The following is a 13236-nucleotide window of genomic DNA, read 5'->3' as shown; positions in this document are numbered from 1 at the left end:
GACGGCCCCTTACGGCTTCACTGCTGGGCGCTGCTGCATTGCGGGACCAACCTCTTCTCCTCCTCCGACAGCGTGGGGCCGGGCTTCGGGGTGGGAGAAGTCGTCGGTTTCGGCTTGGAGGCGGCCTCGGCGGCCCGCGTCTCCACCTCGTTCTCGTTGCGGTCGTTCTGCGAGGCCCCGCCCCCGGGTTTGTTGGCGCTGGGCGACTCCTTGTCGTTCCCGGAGTCGCCGCGGTCCCGGTCCTCACCGCCGGTGAGATCCTTCTGCCGGTCCTCGGCCTTCTTCTGGGCGTCCGCCTTACGGCAGGCCCCGGCGAGAGTGGCGAGATCCTTGGTCTTGTCCCTGGCCTGGCCGAGGTTGCTCACCGCGATGGTGTCCTCCACCCGGCCGCGCTGGTCGGTCGGGAGGTACTTGAGTTCGATCTCGCGGTGGTCCTCATGGACCTTGTTGAGCTTGATCCAGGCGAGGTCCTGGCTGATGCCCTGGTAGATGGCGACATGGTCGCCATTGGAGCCCACGTAGTACTGGGTCTGGGTCCAGCGGTAGCCGCCGTAGAGCCCGCCGCCGACCACGGCCAGGCCGAGCGCGATGTACAGCGAGCGCTTGAGCCAGGTCTTGCGGCCGCTCTTCTTGGTCAGATCGCCGCTGGCGTAGTCGCCGTAGCTGCCTTCCGGCGCGACGCCGACCTCGGGACCGCTGCCGGGCGGGCCGAACCCGCCCTGCGCGTCGCCCTGTTGCGGAACGGACCGGCTGGAGCGCCCGAGCTCGGCCGCGCGGCCCGCGGGGGTGTGCGCGGCGCCGCCGTCACCCAGGGGGATCTGGTTCTCGGCGACCGCGCCCACGATGACCGGGGTGTCGTTGAGCTGCCCGGTCATGGTGTCGCCGCCGTCCACATCCAGGACGTCGGCCACGATGCAGGTGATGTTGTCGGGGCCGCCGCCGCGCAGGGCGAGCTGGATCAGCTCCTGCACGGTCTCGTGGGGGCCCTGATAGCTGGCGAGCGTGTCCTCGAGCGTCTGGTGGCTGACCACTCCGGACAGCCCGTCGGAGCAGATCAGATAGCGGTCCCCGGCGCGGACCTCACGGATGGAGAGATCCGGCTCGACGTGTTCGCCGCTGCCCAGGGCGCGCATCAGCAGGGAGCGCTGCGGATGGGTGCCGGCCTCCTCCTCGGTGATCCGGCCCTCGTCCACCAGGCGCTGCACCCAGGTGTGGTCCTGGGTGATCTGGGTCAGCACACCGTCGCGCAGCAGATAGGCGCGCGAGTCGCCGACGTGCACCAGGCCCAGCCGCTGGCCGGTCCAGAGCAGGGCGGTGAGCGTGGTGCCCATGCCCTCCAGCTGGGCGTCCTCCTCGACCATCACGCGCAGCTGGTCGTTGGCCCGCTGCACGGCGCTGCCCAGGGAGGTCAGGATGTCCGAGCCCGGGATGTCGTCGTCGAGCTGGACCAGCGTGGAGATCACCTCGGAGCTGGCGACCTCACCGGCGGCCTGGCCGCCCATGCCGTCCGCGATGGCGAGCAGCCGGGGCCCGGCGTAACCGGAGTCCTCGTTGCCCTCCCGGATCATGCCCTTGTGCGATCCGGCCGCGAAACGCAGTGACAGACTCATGCGCACCTCGCCTGTCGGCTCCGGGTACAGCCCCTTGCCAACCACGCTGCCCACCCTCCGGTCGTCATGGTCCTACTACTTCCGCAGCTCGATGACGGTCTTGCCGATGCGGATCGGCGCGCCGAGCGCGATCGGTGTCGGTGTGGTGAGTCGGGTCCGGTCGAGATAGGTGCCATTGGTGGACCCGAGGTCCTCGACGATCCACTGGCCGTCACGGTCGGGGTAGATCCTGGCATGCCTGCTGGAGGCGTAGTCGTCGTCCAGCACGATTGTTGAATCGTGCGCACGGCCGAGGGTGATGGTCTGCCCCTGGAGGGCGACCGTGGTGCCGGTCAGCGTCCCCTCGGAGACCACCAGCTTGGTGGGGGCACCGCGGCGGCCGCGGCCCCCCGACTGCTGGCGCTGCGGCGGTGGTGCCGACTGCTGGCGCTGCTGCGCTTGGGGCCGGTCCGGGGCTCCGCGCCGCGCGGAACCGCGCTGGGTCACGCGGGTCCCGAACAGGTCGCTACGGATGACCTGAACGGCCACGATGACGAACAGCCACAGTACGGCGAGGAAACCCAACCGCATGACCGTGAGGGTCAGCTCTGACATTGCCCCCGCTTCACCCTTCGGCTTGCCGGTAAACGATGGTGGTGCTGCCCACGACGATCCGCGAGCCGTCGCGGAGCGTAGCGCGCGTGGTGTGCTGTCCGTCCACCACGATGCCGTTCGTCGACCCGAGGTCCTGCACGGTCGGCGGGGTACCGACCCGGATCTCGCAGTGTCGACGGGAGACACCTGGGTCGTCGATCCGCACGTCGGCGTCGGTGCTGCGGCCCATCACCAGGGTGGGCCGGGAGATCTGGTGGCGGGTGCCGTTGATCTCGATCCAGCGCCGGGTCTGGCCCTGGGGCTGCGAACCGACGCCCGCTCCGGCCGCACCCGCTCCGGTGCCGCCGGTGCGGGGCACCGGGCGGGCACCGGGGGGCGCGGCAGGCATCGGCGGCGGACCCGCGGGCTGGGCGGGGTAGCCGTGACCACCGGGGCGCTGGTGCGGGGCACCGGCACCGCCGCGGGCCGGAGCGGCGGCCGCCTGCGGGTTCTGGGACTCGCTGGAGGCCAGCGTCCGGCTGCGCACCCGGTACAGGCCGGTGTCGAGGTCCTCGGCTTTTTGCAGATGGACCTTGATGGCGCCCATGAAGGTGTAGCGCTGCTGCTTGGCGTAGTCGCGCACCATCCCGGACAGCTCGTCGCCGAGCTGTCCGGAGTACGGGCTGAGGCGGTCGTAGTCGGGCGCGCTCAGCTCGACGATGAAGTCGTTGGGGACGACGGTCCGGTCGCGGTTCCAGATGGTGGCGTTGTTGTCGCATTCGCGCTGGAGCGCGCCCGCGATCTCGACCGGCTGGACCTCGGACTTGAACACCTTGGCGAAGGTGCCGTTCACGAGTCCCTCGAGCCGCTGCTCGAAACGCTTCAGTACTCCCACGGGGCACCTCCTTCCTCAGTCGTGCTCAGTGTCGTCCTGGTACTGCTTACTGATCGTATCCACGCGTCGGGAAATCGGGTGGTTCCCCTTCCTGGCCCTGTGGAGCAGTGTCACCCCTCACAGGATCGTAGAGGTGCCCTTACGACAGTGTCCCGCAACCGTGACGCTCTCAGAGCGGGCGGGTGCGGGACCATCGGAAACGGGTGTGATTCCACCCTGTGCAGCGTGCTAGTGTTCTGGATGTCGGAAGGCGCGCCGCCCCGAACCGGACGGACTCCAAAGGGTCCACCGGGGAGCGGAGGAGCATCGTACGGCAGCACCCATGCGCGGGTGGCGGAATAGGCAGACGCGCTGGATTCAGGTTCCAGTGCCCGAAAGGGCGTGGGGGTTCAACTCCCCCCTCGCGCACCAGTCGGAGCGGGTCTCTCCAGAGTGACAAAAGTCGCTCGGGAGGGGCCCGTTTCGCGTTTGGCTCCCGACTCGTGACCAAAGGGCTGTGGCCGAAGGGCCGATGGCCCAGGACCAAGAGCCTCCCCGGGCGGGGAGGCCCTTGTCATGGGCGCCATGGCGACGTCCCGGACCGCTCAGGCCGCGATGCGGGAGGCGAGGGCCTTCGCCTTGGAGGTCGCGTCCTCGTGGGCCTTCGCCTTGGAGGCGTCCGCCAGCTCGATCAGATCGGCCATGGCCGGATTGGTACGGGCCAGCGTGAGCTCCGGCACGACGAACTCGACATCGAGGCCGAGCGCACCGCTCAGCGCCTTGTCCAGGTAGGTCGTGACGAATTCGAAGCTCTCCCGCGGGGTGCCCGGGCCGTAGCCGCCGCCACGGCTGGCGACGACGACCGTCGGGGTGCCCGAGGTGGTGGTCTGCTCCGCGCCCGAGGTGCGACCCATGATGATCACGTGATCCAGCCATGCCTTGAGCGTGGAGGGGATCGTGAAGTTGTACATGGGGGCGCCGATCAGGACCGCGTCGGCCCGCTCCAGCTCACCGGCGAGGGTCTCGCGCAGCGCGAATGCCTCGTGCTGCTCGGGGGTGCGGTCACCGGCCGGCACGAATCCGGCGTGGGCGGCGGCCCCGTCGAGGTGGGGCAGCGGTTCGGCGGCCAGATCGCGGTAGATCACCGTGCCGTTCGGATGCCGGGCCTCCCACTCCTTGCGGAAGGTGGCGGTGACGGCGCGGGAAGCGGAGGCGTCGCCGGGCCAAATGGACGAGTCGATGTGCAGAAGCGTGGGCATGGGGTGTCTCCCGTGGGATGGGGCGGTATGGCGCCACTGATTTCTCGGTACCTACTGATAGCACAGTAGCTTACTTTTCTTCAGTCCCGAACGGGAAGGCGGGTACGCTGTATTCCATGGCGGATGGCGGTGGGCGCGAGCAGCACGACGAGCAGCGGTGCAAGCAGGTCGATTCCTCGATGACCCGGGTCTTCGAGCTGTTCGGCAAGCGGTGGACCGGGTTGATCGTCGCGGTGCTGACCGAGCAGCAGGCGTACTTCGCCGATCTGCGGAGGGCGATCCCGGGGATCAGCGAGCGGATGCTGTCGGACCGGCTCACGGAGCTGTCCACGGCGGGTCTGGTGGTGCGGGAGGTCGACGCCGGGCCGCCGCTGCGGGTGTCCTACCGGCTGACGGACGCGGGGCGGGCGCTGGAGCCCGCGCTGAAGGAGCTGTCGCGATGGGCGGAGGGCTATCTGCCCGAGGGCGGCGGGTGTCCGGAGCAGTTCCGGCGCTGAGGGCTCGGGGGCTGAGGCGGCTGTTGCCCGCGTCGCTGGTTGCCTGTCGCTTGTCGTCCGTTGCTTGGTTCTTGTTGCTGGTTGCGAGTTGCTTGTTGCTCATGGGCGGGTGAGCTGAGGCTTCGTCGGGTCCGAGAGGGTTATCCACAGGCTCTGACGGGCTGTGGCGCCAGACGGTACGGTCTGGGCAGTCGATGTGGTCCGGCCGTCGGAGCCGGTCGGGCGCTCGGTGCGGTGCGGATGCCGCTGTCGCGTGGCCGACGGCGGACGAGGGGAACGGGGGCGCCATGACGGGCGACGAAGCCACCGGAAGTAACGGAACCACCGGGAGCAGCGAAGGCGGTCGAGGCGCGGTCGGCGCGGAGGGCGGCGCCGGTGACGGCGGCGCCGGTGACGGCGGCGGCGGTGCGCGGCCGGGCGGAGCGGTCCGCCGGTTGCCGCGGGTGCCGGGTTTCGCCACCCGGCTCGGGGACGGGCCGTCGCCCAAGCATGAGGGGAAGACGCTGCGGAAGCGGGTGCCGCGTTCGGCGCACGCCGATGCTCCGCCCGCCATCGGCCGCCCGGACGCGGTATCGGCGGTCGAGCGGTCCAACGCCGGACGGCTGCCGGAGCTGACCCCGATACGGGTGGGGCGGATGGTCGCCACCCCCTTCTCCTTTCTCCGTGGTTCGGCCGGGCTGATGGCGCACGATCTCGCGGCCACCCCGGTGACCGGCATCGGCGCCCAGCTGTGCGGGGATGCCCACGCCGCGAACTTCGGGCTCTATGGAGACGCCCGCGGCGGCCTGGTCATCGATCTCAATGACTTCGACGAGACCGCGCACGGCCCATGGGAGTGGGATGTGAAGCGGCTCGCGACCTCGCTGGTACTGGCGGGGCGGGAGGCCGGAGCCGACGAGGACGTCTGCCGGGCCGCGGCGCATGACGCGGTGGGGGCCTACCGCCGTACGGTGCGGCTGCTTGCCAAGCTGCCCGCGGCCGACGCGTGGAACGCGATCGCGGACGAGGAACTGGTCTCCCACACCGACGCCAAGGACCTGGCGGGGACGCTGGAGCGGGTGGTCGAGAAGGCCCGGCGGAACACCAGCGCGCGGTTCGCCGCCCGGGCCACGGAGGCCGTTCCGGAGGACGTGGGCGCTTCCGGGAGGCCGGGCGCCCGCCGCTTCGTGGACGCGCCGCCGGTGCTGCGGCGGGTGCCGGACGACGAGGCGGCCGCGGTGGCGTCGGCGCTCGGTGAGTATCTGGGGACGCTGCCGGAGGACCGGCTGCCGCTGCTCGCCCGGTACGAGGTGCACGATGTGGCGTTCCGGGTCGTCGGGACGGGCAGTGTGGGGACGCGTTCGTATGTGGTGCTGCTGCTCGATCACCGGGGCGAGCCGCTGGTGCTTCAGGTGAAGGAGGCCCGTCCGTCCGTGCTGCTGCCCCATGTGAGGGCGGCCGGGTTCGCGGTGCCCGACACCGGGCACGAGGGGCGGCGCGTGGTCCTCGGCCAGAAGCGGATGCAGGTGGTGAGCGACATCCTGCTCGGCTGGACCACGGTGCGGGGGCGGCCTTACCAGGTGCGGCAGTTCCGGAACCGCAAGGGAAGTGTGGATCCGGCGGCGCTGGCCGCCGACCAGATGGACGACTACGGGCGGATGACCGGGGCGCTGCTGGCGCGGGCGCACGCCCATAGCGCCGACCCGAGGCTGCTGGCCGGTTACTGCGGCAAGGGGGAGGCGCTGGACGAGGCGGTGGCGGCCTTCGCCGTGGCGTATGCCGACCGGACCGAGGCCGACCACGCGGAGCTGGTCGCGGCGGTGCGCTCCGGGCGGGTGGCGGCCGAGCTGGGGGTGTGAGGTTCGGGCGGCGCCGGGGGCCGGACGTAGGCTGAGCGGGTGACGAACCCGGAAGCGCAGCAGCAGGCACAGCAGTCAGTGTCCGAAGCCGAGCCCCAGGCGGAATCGCAGGAGCGGTCCGAGGAGGCCCGGTCGGCCGAGGAGAGTCGGTCGGCCGAGGAGGCACAGGCCACCGAGCGCCTCGAGCGGGCGGTGCGGGCGGCCGAGCAGGCGCTGATCGAGTTCGAGATCGCGGTGGAGACCTTCCGGGTGGAGGTGGAGAACTTCTCCCGGCTGCATCACCAGCGGCTCGGGCCGATGTACTCGCGCCTCGACGAACTGGACGCGCTGATCGCGGAGGCGGTCGCGCAGCGCACCGGTGACCCCGAGGACCTGCGCAAGGCGCGGGAGGCGCGGGGGCTGGTGCAGCCGATGCCGGGCGTGGAGGAGCTGTTCCACGGCTGGATCGACTCCGACGGCCTCTCGCCGGAGGCGGCCGCGATGCTGACCGAGAAGCCGGTGCAGCCGCCGCCGCGGGTGCGGCCGAGCGAGGAGGCGCGCCGGATCTACCGGGAGCTGGCCCGCAAGGCCCATCCGGACCTGGCCGAGGAGGAGGCCGAGCGGGAGCGGCGCGGCGCCTTCATCGTGCGGGTCAACGCGGCCTACGCGGCGGGGGACGTGGAGACCCTGCGGGCGCTGGCCGAGGAGTGGGCGGCCGGACCTCCGCCGCCGGAGCGGCGGGCGAGCCGCAGCGAGGAGCTGTACGCCCGGCTGGAGTGGCTGGCCGAGCGTAAGGAGATGCTGGCCGCCGTCGCCGCCGAGCTGGAGTCCAGCGCGATCGGCGCGATGATCAAGATGGCGCCGGAGGATCCGGACGGGCTGCTGGACGAGATCGCCGAGCAGCTGCTCGCCCAGGTCTCCGAGAAGGAGTCCCGGCTGGCGGAGCTGGCGCGGTAGTAGGTTTTGCCCGTCGGCTGACGTAGCCGCGATGTTGTGTGAGAAGTGTTTGCGTGAGAGGTGTGTGTGATGCATTTTGCCCAGCTTCCCCAGGTGGAGGCCGCGGCCGTACCCGCCGACGGCTTTCTGCTGGACGTCCGGGAGGACGACGAATGGGCGGCCGGGCATGTCGAGGGCGCGCTGCACATTCCCATGGGCCAGGTCGTCGCCCGGTTCGGTGAGTTGACCGAGGCGGTGGGCGACGGTCGCCGGGTGCACGTGATGTGCCGGGTCGGCGGCCGTTCCGCCCAGGTGACGCAGTATCTGGTGGCACAGGGTCTGGACGCGGTCAATGTGGACGGCGGCATGCTCGCCTGGCACGCGGCGAGCCGCCCGATGGTCTCCGGCCAGGACAACACCCCCACCGGCGCGTTCGTCCTCTAGCACCGGCAACACCTGGCGGTGCCTTGCGGTACCCCGGCGGCGACACCCGGCGGCCCGTGGCGGCAACCCGCCGCACCCGGCGGCTCGCGGCCATGCGTGGCCGTTCGTCTGCCCTGGCCGGCGAGCGGTGTGCTCGATCGGGCGGTGATCTAGGGGAGGTTCGGCCCTTGTGGGTCGTCCGCTGAGCCCGGACCGCGGAGTTGGGTTGCGGGCCGCGATGGCCGACGATCCCTCCGTCGTGGTTCCCCGGTGCCGCCGCGCCCACGGCCGTTCGCGAGTTGGTCGGGGCGCGGTGGGTCCGTGTGCTGCCGTGAACGGCCGGGGACGGGCCGGGGGGCGCGCCGCCACTGGGGCGGGCGGGCTGCGTCCGGGGATGGGTTCCACCGGACGCGCGGCCGTCAGGCGACCGGGTGGGTGGCCAGCAGAGTGCCAAGGGCTTCCTCGTGGGCGGCGGCCGGGCCGAGCGCCAGCTCCAGTTGCTTGGCCCAGGCGTGATAGCGGTGCAGCGGATAGTCGGTGACCGCGCCGAAGCCGCCGTGCAGATGCTGTGCGGTCTGCACCACCCGCCGTACGCCCTCGGCGGCCCATATCTTGGCGACGGCGACATCCCCGGTGACCGGAAGGGCGCTGCCCGCCACCGGCCGTTCCTCTTCCATGCCCAGCCGCCAGGCGGCCTGCCAGAGGGTGGCCTCCATGGCCCGCAGGTCGATATAGCGGTCGGCGGCCTGGACGGCGACCGCCTGGAAGGTGGCCAGCGGATGGCCGAACTGCTCGCGTCCGCTGACATAGGTGCTGGTCATCTCCAGCACCGCCGAGCCGAGGCCCAGGGCGAGGGCGCAGGTGCCGGTGGTGAGGACGTCACGCAGCCACTCCCACGCACCGTCCGCGGTGAGCACCTCGGCCGTCGACACCCGTACTCCGTCGAGCCGGATCTCGGCCTGCCGTTCACCGCTGGTCGATACCTGTTCGTCCAGGGTGACGCCGTGCTGGCGGCGGGGGACCAGTGCGAGGACCGTGCGCCCCGCGCCGGTGTGGGCGGGGATCAGCACCCGGTCGGCGCCATGGGCCCAGGGGACGGCGGTCTGGACTCCGTCCAGCAGCCAGCCGTCGCCGTCCTCATGGGCCTGGACGGCGAGTTCGGCCGGGTCATGGCCGGTGCGGCCGTTCGGCGCGACGGTGAGCACCAACTCCCCGCGCACCACCCGGGGCAGGAGCTCGGTGCACAGCTCCGCGCCGCCGTACTTCTGCGCCGCCAGGGCCGCCGCGCCGGATTCCAGCAGCGGCACCCGGGCCAGCACCCGGGCGGACTCCCGCACCACGAGGCACAGGGCGATGAGGTCCAGCCCCGAACCCCCGTGGCGCGGATCCAGCGTCAGGCCGAGGAGATCGCCCTCGGCCAGCCGCTTCCACAGCGCACGGTCGAAGTCCTCCGCCACGGCCCCGTGGATCAGCGCGGGGCTGGGCACACTGTCCGGCACGACGGAGGTGAAGACGGCTTTCGCCGCCTCGACGGCCGCCTGCTGCTCTTCGGTGAAGGTGAAGTCCACTGTTCGTCCTCCCGCGCCGCGGCTCTGTCCGACGGCCGGTCAAGATAGAACAGGTTCTACAAGAAGGGAACGGTCACCACCGCGCTTCAGCGGTCGAAGTCCAACTCGACCCGCTCGCCGACCGGATGGGACTGACAGGCCAGCACATAGCCCGCCTCCACCTCCTCCGGCTCCAGCGCGAAATTCCGGTCCATCCGCACCTCACCGGAGACCAGGAACGCCCGGCAGGTGCCGCAGACTCCGCCCTTGCAGGCATACGGCGCGTCAGCGCGGTTGCGCAGCACGGTCTCCAGCAGGGCTTCGCCGTCCCGCACCGGCCAGCTGCCCGAGCGGCCGTCCAGGGTCGCCGTCACCGAACTGTGCGACGCGGTGCCGACCGGGCCCGGTGCGGCGGAGCCGGACTCATCGGCGGTGTCGACATGGAAGATCTCCTGATGCACCCGGCCACGGGCCACCCCGAGGCCGCGCAGCGCCCGCTCGGCGGCGCTCACCAGCCCGTAAGGACCGCAGAGGAACCAGCCGTCCACCGACTCCACCGGCAGCAGCGCGGGCAGCAGCCCGGTCAGCCGCTCCTCGTCCAGCCGCCCGGAGACCAGCCCGGTCTGCTGCTCCTCCCGGGAGAGGGCACACACCAGCTGGAACCGGTCGGGCCAGCGGTCCTTGAGGTCGGCGACCTCCTCCAGGAACATCGTCGACGCGGCGGTGCGGTCGCTGCGGATCAGACAGAATCGGGCATCGGGCTGCCGCTCCAGCAGTGTCGCGGCGATGGAGAGCACCGGGGTGATACCACTGCCGCCGACGACCGCGGCGAAATGGCCCGGCCGCGGGGCGAGCACGAACCGCCCTGCGGGCGCCATGACCTCCATGACCTCGCCGACCGCGAGCTCCTTGAGGGCATAGGTCGAGAACTCACCGCCCTCGACCAGCCGCACCCCCACCCGCAGCAACTCCGGGCCCTCCCCGTCCGGGGCCGGTGTACAGATCGAGTACGTGCGTCGTATCTCGGCGCCGTCCACCAACCGACGCACCGCGATGTGCTGTCCGGGGGCGAAGCGGAAGGTCTCCCGCAGCGCGGGCGGCACCCGGAGGGTGACGGCCACCGAGTCATCGGTGAGCCGCTCGACCGCCGCCACTTTCAGCGGGTGGAACGCGCCATGGTGTGTGGTGGCCTCGACCACCGCTTCCGCGGCCATCACAACTCCTTGAAGTGGTCGAACGGTTCACGGCACGCCTCACAGCGGCGCAGCGCCTTGCACGCGGTGGAGGAGAAGCGGCTGAGCAGCTTGGTCTCGGTGGAGCCGCAGTGCGGGCAGCGCACCGCCAGGTCGACGGCGACCGGTCCGCCCGCCTGCGCCCGAAGCGGCGAGGGCGGCGCTATCCCCGCCTCGGCCAGCTTCCGGCGGCCCTCGGCGCTGATCGCGTCCGTGGACCAGGGCGGGGAGAGCACCGTACGGACCGCCACCTCGGGGATGCCGTGATCATGCAGCACCCGCTCGATATCGGCGCTCATCGACTCCAGCGCCGGGCAGCCGGTGTAGGTGGGGGTCAGCTCGACCTCGACCTGACCCGGCCCCAGCACCCGCAGCCCGCGCACCACGCCCAGCTCGGCCAGGGAGACCATCGGCAGCTCGGGGTCCGGCACGGATCCCGCCAGCCGCCGCAGCTCCTCCTCGAGCGCGGTGGTGCCGGAGGTGTGGGCTGCCGGGGTCACCATGTCGCCCCCGGGTGGCTGCGGTGCAGATGCTGCATCTCCGCCAGCATCCGGCCGAACGATTCGGTGTGGACGCCCTGCCGTCCGGCGCCCGCCGCCCAGGCACCCCGCCGCTGCCCCTCGGGCACGGCCAGGGTGGCGCGCTTCAGGACCGAGGTGAGCCGGTCCAGCCAGTCGGTGTGCAGGGTGTCCCACTCCACCTCGCACCCCTCCACCGGCTCGAACAGCTCACCGGTGAACCGCCACAGGGTCTGAAGCGCCACCCGCATCCGCTCATGGCTCTCGGGGGTGCCGTCGCCCAGCCGCAGGGTCCAGTGCTCGGCGTGGTCGCGGTGGTAGGCGACCTCCTTGACCGCCTTGGCGGCGAGCGGCGCGAAGGGGCCGCCGCCCCGCGCCAGCCGCTCGTACAGCAGCTCCTGATAGGTGGAGAAGTAGAGCTGGCGGGCGATGGTGTGGGCGAAGTCCCCATTGGGCTGCTCCACGAGCTGCACATTGCGGAACGCCCGCTCCTCGCGCAGATAGGCGAGCTCGTCCTCGTCACCGACCAGGGAGAGCAACACCCGCGCCTGGCCGAGCAGATCGAGGGCGATATTGGCGAGCGCCACCTCCTCCTCCAGCACGGGGGCGTGGCCCGCCCACTCCCCCAGCCGGTGGGAGAGCACCAGTGCGTCATCGCCCAGGGCGAGGGCCGCGGTCACAGGTGCTGCACCCCTTCCGGGATCTCGTAGAAGGTGGGGTGACGATAGGGCTTGTCGGCGGAGGGCTCGAAGAACGGGTCCTTCTCGTCCGGCGATGACGCGGTGATCTCGGTGGAGGGCACCACCCAGATCGACACCCCTTCCGAACGGCGGGTGTACAGATCGCGGGCATTGCGCAGGGCCATCTCGGCGTCCGGTGCGTGCAGACTTCCGGCGTGGGTGTGGGAGAGCCCGCGCCTGCTGCGGACGAACACCTCCCACAGCGGCCACGCACCGCTCGGGCCACCACTCATGCCTGTCCCTCCCCCTGCTTGGCCGCGTACGCGGCGGCTGCCTCGCGCACCCAGGCGCCTTCCTCATGGGCCCGGCGCCGCTGGGAGATCCGCTGGGCGTTGCACGGGCCGTTGCCCCGCAGCACCTCGTGGAACTCATCCCAGTCGATGGCCCCGAAATCGTGCTGGCCCCGCTCCTCGTTCCACCGGAGATCGGGGTCGGGAAGGTTCAGACCGAGCGATTCGGCCTGCGGGACGCAGATGTCGACGAAGCGCTGACGCAGCTCGTCGTTGGAATGGCGCTTGATCTTCCAGGCCATCGACTGGGCGGAGTGGGCCGAGGCGTCGTCCGGCGGGCCGAACATCATCAGCGACGGCCACCACCAGCGGTCCACCGCGTCCTGCGCCATGGCGTGCTGGGCCTCGGTGCCCTTGCTGAGCGCGAGCAGCAGCTCGTACCCCTGGCGCTGGTGGAAGGACTCCTCTTTGCAGATCCTGACCATCGCCCGGGCGTAGGGGCCGTAGGAGCAGCGGCACAGCGGGACCTGGTTGGTGATCGCGGCGCCGTCCACCAGCCAACCGATCGCGCCGACATCGGCCCAGGTCAGCGTGGGGTAGTTAAAGATCGACGAGTACTTCTGGCGGCCGCTGTGCAGCTTGTCGAGCAGCTCTTCCCGGTCGGTGCCCAGGGTCTCCGCCGCGCTGTAGAGGTACAGGCCGTGGCCCGCCTCGTCCTGCACCTTGGCCATCAGGATCGCCTTGCGCCGCAGCGAGGGGGCGCGAGTGATCCAATTCGCCTCCGGCTGCATACCGATGATCTCGGAATGGGCGTGCTGTGCCATCTGCCGGACCAGCGACGCCCGATAGGCATCGGGCATCCAGTCACGCGGCTCGATGCGCTCGTCCGCGGCCAGAGCGGCGTCGAACACCGCCTCGTACGCTCCGGCGTCCGCCGCCATCGTCGTCATGCGAAGCCCCTTCGCCATCCGTCCCCGCCG

General features: G+C 71.3%; 14 protein-coding genes and 1 tRNA gene. 5 read left to right on the top strand and 10 right to left on the bottom strand.

Annotated features, from left to right (window positions below; all coding sequences use genetic code 11):
- Positions 1 to 17: 17 nt before the first annotated feature.
- The 3 genes from AB0C66_RS21285 to AB0C66_RS21275 form a co-directional block, all read right to left on the bottom strand.
- The gene (locus tag AB0C66_RS21285) at positions 18 to 1610 is read right to left on the bottom strand and encodes a PP2C family serine/threonine-protein phosphatase (protein ID WP_362440618.1); all 1593 of its coding nucleotides are present in this window, start codon (positions 1608 to 1610) and stop codon (positions 18 to 20) included.
- A 75-nt stretch (positions 1611 to 1685) separates the two neighbouring features.
- On the bottom strand, positions 1686 to 2204 hold the full coding sequence (locus tag AB0C66_RS21280; RefSeq protein WP_362440615.1) for an FHA domain-containing protein: 519 nt from the start codon (positions 2202 to 2204) through the stop codon (positions 1686 to 1688).
- A gap of 10 nt (positions 2205 to 2214) precedes the next feature.
- The gene (locus AB0C66_RS21275) at positions 2215 to 3078 is read right to left on the bottom strand and encodes a DUF3662 and FHA domain-containing protein (protein ID WP_362440612.1); all 864 of its coding nucleotides are present in this window, start codon (positions 3076 to 3078) and stop codon (positions 2215 to 2217) included.
- A gap of 324 nt (positions 3079 to 3402) precedes the next feature.
- On the opposite strand from AB0C66_RS21275, the gene AB0C66_RS21270 reads away from it, so the two are divergent.
- A tRNA-Leu gene (locus AB0C66_RS21270) sits at positions 3403 to 3489 on the top strand.
- A 173-nt stretch (positions 3490 to 3662) separates the two neighbouring features.
- Here the strand turns inward: AB0C66_RS21270 and AB0C66_RS21265 are convergent.
- Positions 3663 to 4316, bottom strand: a complete 654-nt coding sequence (locus tag AB0C66_RS21265) for an NAD(P)H-dependent oxidoreductase (RefSeq protein ID WP_362440609.1) — start codon at positions 4314 to 4316, stop codon at positions 3663 to 3665.
- A gap of 116 nt (positions 4317 to 4432) precedes the next feature.
- On the opposite strand from AB0C66_RS21265, the gene AB0C66_RS21260 reads away from it, so the two are divergent.
- The 4 genes from AB0C66_RS21260 to AB0C66_RS21245 all read left to right on the top strand — a co-directional run bounded on the left by AB0C66_RS21260 (position 4433) and on the right by AB0C66_RS21245 (position 8010).
- A complete protein-coding gene (locus AB0C66_RS21260) occupies positions 4433 to 4813 on the top strand; it encodes a helix-turn-helix domain-containing protein (RefSeq protein ID WP_362440606.1) in 381 nt (126 codons plus the stop codon).
- A 287-nt stretch (positions 4814 to 5100) separates the two neighbouring features.
- The gene (locus tag AB0C66_RS21255; RefSeq protein ID WP_362440603.1) at positions 5101 to 6651 is read left to right on the top strand and encodes a DUF2252 domain-containing protein; all 1551 of its coding nucleotides are present in this window, start codon (positions 5101 to 5103) and stop codon (positions 6649 to 6651) included.
- A 39-nt stretch (positions 6652 to 6690) separates the two neighbouring features.
- Positions 6691 to 7587, top strand: coding sequence for a hypothetical protein (locus AB0C66_RS21250; RefSeq protein WP_362440600.1), 897 nt, complete (start codon positions 6691 to 6693; stop codon positions 7585 to 7587).
- A gap of 69 nt (positions 7588 to 7656) precedes the next feature.
- A complete protein-coding gene (locus tag AB0C66_RS21245) occupies positions 7657 to 8010 on the top strand; it encodes a rhodanese-like domain-containing protein (protein ID WP_362440597.1) in 354 nt (117 codons plus the stop codon).
- A gap of 398 nt (positions 8011 to 8408) precedes the next feature.
- Here the strand turns inward: AB0C66_RS21245 and AB0C66_RS21240 are convergent, their stop codons facing one another.
- The 6 genes from AB0C66_RS21240 to paaA all read right to left on the bottom strand — a co-directional run bounded on the left by AB0C66_RS21240 (position 8409) and on the right by paaA (position 13206).
- Positions 8409 to 9557 (bottom strand): acyl-CoA dehydrogenase family protein, encoded by a 1149-nt coding sequence (locus tag AB0C66_RS21240; protein WP_362440594.1) that lies wholly within the window; start codon positions 9555 to 9557, stop codon positions 8409 to 8411.
- 86 nt (positions 9558 to 9643) lie between these two features.
- Positions 9644 to 10750 (bottom strand): 2Fe-2S iron-sulfur cluster-binding protein, encoded by a 1107-nt coding sequence (locus AB0C66_RS21235; RefSeq protein WP_362440591.1) that lies wholly within the window; start codon positions 10748 to 10750, stop codon positions 9644 to 9646.
- On the bottom strand, positions 10750 to 11271 hold the full coding sequence (gene paaD / locus AB0C66_RS21230; RefSeq protein ID WP_362440588.1) for a 1,2-phenylacetyl-CoA epoxidase subunit PaaD: 522 nt from the start codon (positions 11269 to 11271) through the stop codon (positions 10750 to 10752). The genes AB0C66_RS21235 and paaD overlap by 1 nt, the downstream gene beginning before the upstream one ends.
- Complete coding sequence (paaC, locus tag AB0C66_RS21225; protein ID WP_362440585.1) at positions 11265 to 11966, bottom strand: 1,2-phenylacetyl-CoA epoxidase subunit PaaC; 702 nt, start codon at positions 11964 to 11966, stop codon at positions 11265 to 11267. The genes paaD and paaC overlap by 7 nt, the downstream gene beginning before the upstream one ends.
- Positions 11963 to 12259 (bottom strand): 1,2-phenylacetyl-CoA epoxidase subunit PaaB, encoded by a 297-nt coding sequence (paaB, locus tag AB0C66_RS21220; protein ID WP_362440582.1) that lies wholly within the window; start codon positions 12257 to 12259, stop codon positions 11963 to 11965. The genes paaC and paaB overlap by 4 nt, the downstream gene beginning before the upstream one ends.
- A complete protein-coding gene (gene paaA, locus AB0C66_RS21215; RefSeq protein WP_362440579.1) occupies positions 12256 to 13206 on the bottom strand; it encodes a 1,2-phenylacetyl-CoA epoxidase subunit PaaA in 951 nt (316 codons plus the stop codon). Before paaA ends, paaB begins: the two co-directional genes overlap by 4 nt.
- Positions 13207 to 13236: the final 30 nt, after the last annotated feature.

Origin of the sequence: Streptomyces sp. NPDC048636, from assembly GCF_040650655.1 — a bacterium.
Taxonomy (GTDB): Bacteria; Actinomycetota; Actinomycetes; order Streptomycetales; family Streptomycetaceae; genus Streptomyces.
The sequence above is the reverse complement of the archived record's forward strand: the minus strand, read 5'-3'. Positions and strand labels throughout refer to the sequence as shown.

Coding starts and splice junctions, on each gene's coding strand:
- AB0C66_RS21265 (WP_362440609.1), bottom strand. CDS start 4,316: ATGCCCACGCTTCTGCACATCGACTCGTCCATTTGGCCCGGCGACGCC.
- AB0C66_RS21245 (WP_362440597.1), top strand. CDS start 7,657: ATGCATTTTGCCCAGCTTCCCCAGGTGGAGGCCGCGGCCGTACCCGCC.
- paaD (WP_362440588.1), bottom strand. CDS start 11,271: ATGGTGACCCCGGCAGCCCACACCTCCGGCACCACCGCGCTCGAGGAG.
- paaA (WP_362440579.1), bottom strand. CDS start 13,206: ATGACGACGATGGCGGCGGACGCCGGAGCGTACGAGGCGGTGTTCGAC.
- paaB (WP_362440582.1), bottom strand. CDS start 12,259: ATGAGTGGTGGCCCGAGCGGTGCGTGGCCGCTGTGGGAGGTGTTCGTC.
- AB0C66_RS21280 (WP_362440615.1), bottom strand. CDS start 2,204: ATGTCAGAGCTGACCCTCACGGTCATGCGGTTGGGTTTCCTCGCCGTA.
- AB0C66_RS21260 (WP_362440606.1), top strand. CDS start 4,433: ATGGCGGATGGCGGTGGGCGCGAGCAGCACGACGAGCAGCGGTGCAAG.
- AB0C66_RS21285 (WP_362440618.1), bottom strand. CDS start 1,610: ATGAGTCTGTCACTGCGTTTCGCGGCCGGATCGCACAAGGGCATGATC.
- AB0C66_RS21235 (WP_362440591.1), bottom strand. CDS start 10,750: ATGGCCGCGGAAGCGGTGGTCGAGGCCACCACACACCATGGCGCGTTC.
- AB0C66_RS21255 (WP_362440603.1), top strand. CDS start 5,101: ATGACGGGCGACGAAGCCACCGGAAGTAACGGAACCACCGGGAGCAGC.